Here is a 3,284-nt window from a genome sequence, read left to right as displayed (position 1 = left end):
CATTGCCCTTCCCATCTTTGAGAAATTATCTTTCATGCGACAGAACCTGTCAAGGGAGAATACGCCCTTGACAGAACCTGCCACATGAAAGGCTTGGTTGGCAAGATGGGAAGGAGCAAAACTCAATGCACCTTAAATTTATAAAAAAGTTGTCTTGACGATGGGGTCCACTTTACCAATCATGATAAACCGCAATTTTGCATATTTAAATTCTCTTATTGCAAGAAACATTATTTCACCTCTAATTTATAATTCATGTTGTATTATAATTAAACCAGCCGCAAGCCAACAACAATAATAATTCCGATTCCCAGTAAAGTAGAAACTAGCAGAAAGTTTGAATAAACATTAGTGAGCTCAACAAGTGTTTTTTCTTTCTTTAATGGGATCCCTTGCAGCTTTTTAGTTAACCTCACACTGTACATAGATACCAAAATAATTGTTAACAAAATGATTATTGTTCCACCCTGCTCCATGATGGTTAGATAGAGCGGCATCGAATCTCGGCTAAATTGGAGAATCATGTACACTCCTGATAAAAGAATTAGCACTAAACTTGGTAGAACACCCATCATTACCCACTTCTGAATTCGCTTTATAACGGGAGCAAAGTCCGCCAATTTTCTTTCATCTTTCACTAAACTCTTTAATAGATAGCCGAGCGCCAGGAAAGAACCTAGCCATATTGCTATACCTGCAATATGAAGCATATAGCTTAGATAATACACTATTTACACCCCTTTCCTCTTTATCTGCTGCACTGCCCGTCTATCATAACAATCGAATATGAACAATATGTTAACAAACATTCTTTCGAATACTTAAGCTCCCAGCTCAAGCTACTGGGAGCTTAAAAGAAAAAATGGTCCCTTCACCGGGTTTTGAATAGACATTCACTTCCGTTTCGTGCAGGTCCAAAATAGATTTAACAATTGCTAATCCAAGTCCGGCCCCTGATTTAATGGAACGCGCCTCATCCACTTTATAGAATCTCCTCCAAATTAAATCTAAGTGCTTTTCTTCTATCCCAATTCCATAATCTTGTATCATCACCTTGACATCTTGCTCCTCTCGAGTAAGGGTGATATCAATATACGAATGCATATTTGAAAACTGAATGGCATTGCGTATAAGATTCACAAATACTTGCTCTATCCGCTCTTTATCAGCATTGACATGATAATCCTGATCTGCATGTAAACGAATCTCCAGCTGTTTTTCTTTACAATGGGGTTCCAGCTTATGAATAATTGTTTTAACTTGATCCGTTAAATTATAATTTGTTCGCAAAATTTTATAATGACCTTCTTCCAGTTGATTCATATTCAATGTATCGTTTACAAGTTTAATCATCCGTTCTGTCTCATCTCGCATTAAACGATAATAATGCTCTTGTTTATTCGGCGGGATTGTTCCATCCATTAATGCAATGATAAATCCCTTTATGGATGTTAATGGGGAGCGTAATTCATGGGAAACATTGGAAATATATTGCCTTCGCATCGTTTCTAAATTATTTAGTTCATGTGCCATATGAGTAAAAGATTTCGCTAATTGGCCAATTTCATCATTCAATTGATAGTGAACGGACTTTGAAAAGTCACCTTTCGCATAGTGCCTTGCAATCTCACTCATTTCTCTTAATGGAGCAGTGATCCTCTTTGACATAAACCATAAAATAATCCCCGCAAACACGATTGCAATGAAGAATGTAAATAGAATCATCCAAATGACACGCTGATATTCATGGTTTAATTTATTAAAAACCATGACCATGATCGGCTGTTCTACTTCATTTATACTCGTGGTGAGCATTGTTGCAATCGTATATCGAAGCTCTCCGTTCTCAAAACCTCCTTTAGACAAGAGCTTTCCTGATTGGACCTGGCTTAGAATATCATCTGATATTGGAATAACAGGAGACTCTTGATTTGTGTCCGGTCCAAATATTTGCTTGCCCGTTTCATCAACAATATAGACGTGATAGCCTGGCTGATTAAGAGAATGACTTAATATTTCCGCTGTTTCGCTATCGCTCCAATTAAATTTCCTCTGATTCTGCAGCTGCTTTTCAACCTGTAGATATTGATGATGAAAAATATCTTCAAATTCTTTATAAAGATTCAAATGAAATAAATAAAAAAAGACACCAATAAATAATAAAAATGAAAGAATAATAATGAACGAATAGCTGAAAAACATTCTAATAAAAATAGAGTTCTTCTTAAACATTTAAATTCTCCTCAAACCGATACCCTACTCCTCGAATAGTCACAACTGACCAATTCGTTTGATGTGCAGCAAGCTTGTCCCGAATACGCTTAATATGGACATCAACGGTACGAGGGTCTCCATTAAACTCATATCCCCATACTCGGTCCAATAACTGTTGTCTAGTCAGAACCTGGTTCGGATTCATTGCTAAGTAATAAAACAATTCCATTTCTTTCGGTGCCATCGGGACTTCTTCGTTATTGATTAAGACACGATATTCCTTCATATGAATAACGATATTGTCAAATTGAAGTTTATCCTTTTCGCTTTCTGATAAGATCGTACGTCGCAGTACTGATTTTACACGGGCTATTAATTCGTTCGGATCAAATGGTTTAACTATATAGTCATCCGCTCCGATATCCAATCCTTTAATTACATCATACGTTTCCCCTTTGCCGGTCAGCATAATGATAGGAACCTGTTTATCTTCCAAACGAATTGCTTTACAAACTTCCCAGCCATTCATTTTAGGCAGCATAATATCGAGAATGATACAATCAGGGGATTCCGTTAAAAAAAGTTCCAACCCTTCTTCCCCATCAGAAGCAGAAATATGGAAATATCCAACTTTATCCATATACAGCTGGATTAATTCTACAATATTTGAATCGTCTTCAATAATTAAAATTTTTATTGGACGCTTCATGTCATCACTCTCCTCTTAACTATTATCTCGCAATAATATGAACAAAATGTTAATAATAATTGTGAAGAGAAAGGTTCCTTGTCCTATAGTAAAAATTCCCAGATAAAGCTCCAATCTCTCCAATATGTAAGGTTCACCGTTTCTATTTTATGGGCAAAAAATCATAAATAAAGATTCTAAAAGAATAAAATGCTGATAAGATACGACTTAAAATTCCCATTCCCAATCAGTAACAGTACTTACTCTAAACCCGAGTTCGACAGTAAATAGGCACAAATTCACTTTTTAATAAAATGTATTTCCTATGATATCAATCTTTTCGTGGATTTGTGCTTAAAATTTTTTGAATTTTACATAGGCA

At 35.7% G+C, this 3,284-nt stretch carries 3 protein-coding genes; all 3 read right to left on the bottom strand.

Features of this window, described 5'->3' with window-relative positions:
• Positions 1 to 269: 269 nt before the first annotated feature.
• A complete protein-coding gene (locus tag IEV18_RS16555) occupies positions 270 to 728 on the bottom strand; it encodes a hypothetical protein (protein ID WP_188393463.1) in 459 nt (152 codons plus the stop codon).
• Between the two features lie 106 nt (positions 729 to 834).
• The gene (locus IEV18_RS16550) at positions 835 to 2,232 is read right to left on the bottom strand and encodes a sensor histidine kinase (RefSeq protein WP_188393462.1); all 1,398 of its coding nucleotides are present in this window, start codon (positions 2,230 to 2,232) and stop codon (positions 835 to 837) included.
• Positions 2,225 to 2,923: a response regulator transcription factor gene (locus IEV18_RS16545; RefSeq protein ID WP_188393461.1), complete on the bottom strand. Its 699-nt coding sequence runs from the start codon at positions 2,921 to 2,923 to the stop codon at positions 2,225 to 2,227. The genes IEV18_RS16550 and IEV18_RS16545 overlap by 8 nt, the downstream gene beginning before the upstream one ends.
• Between the last annotated feature and the right edge of the window lie 361 nt (positions 2,924 to 3,284).

Origin of the sequence: Compostibacillus humi (genome assembly GCF_014637175.1) — a bacterium.
GTDB classification, from domain to species: Bacteria; Bacillota; Bacilli; order Bacillales; family Amphibacillaceae; genus Oceanobacillus; species Oceanobacillus humi.
Note: the sequence above shows the minus strand (reverse complement) of the source record. Positions and strands in the feature narration are given on the sequence as shown.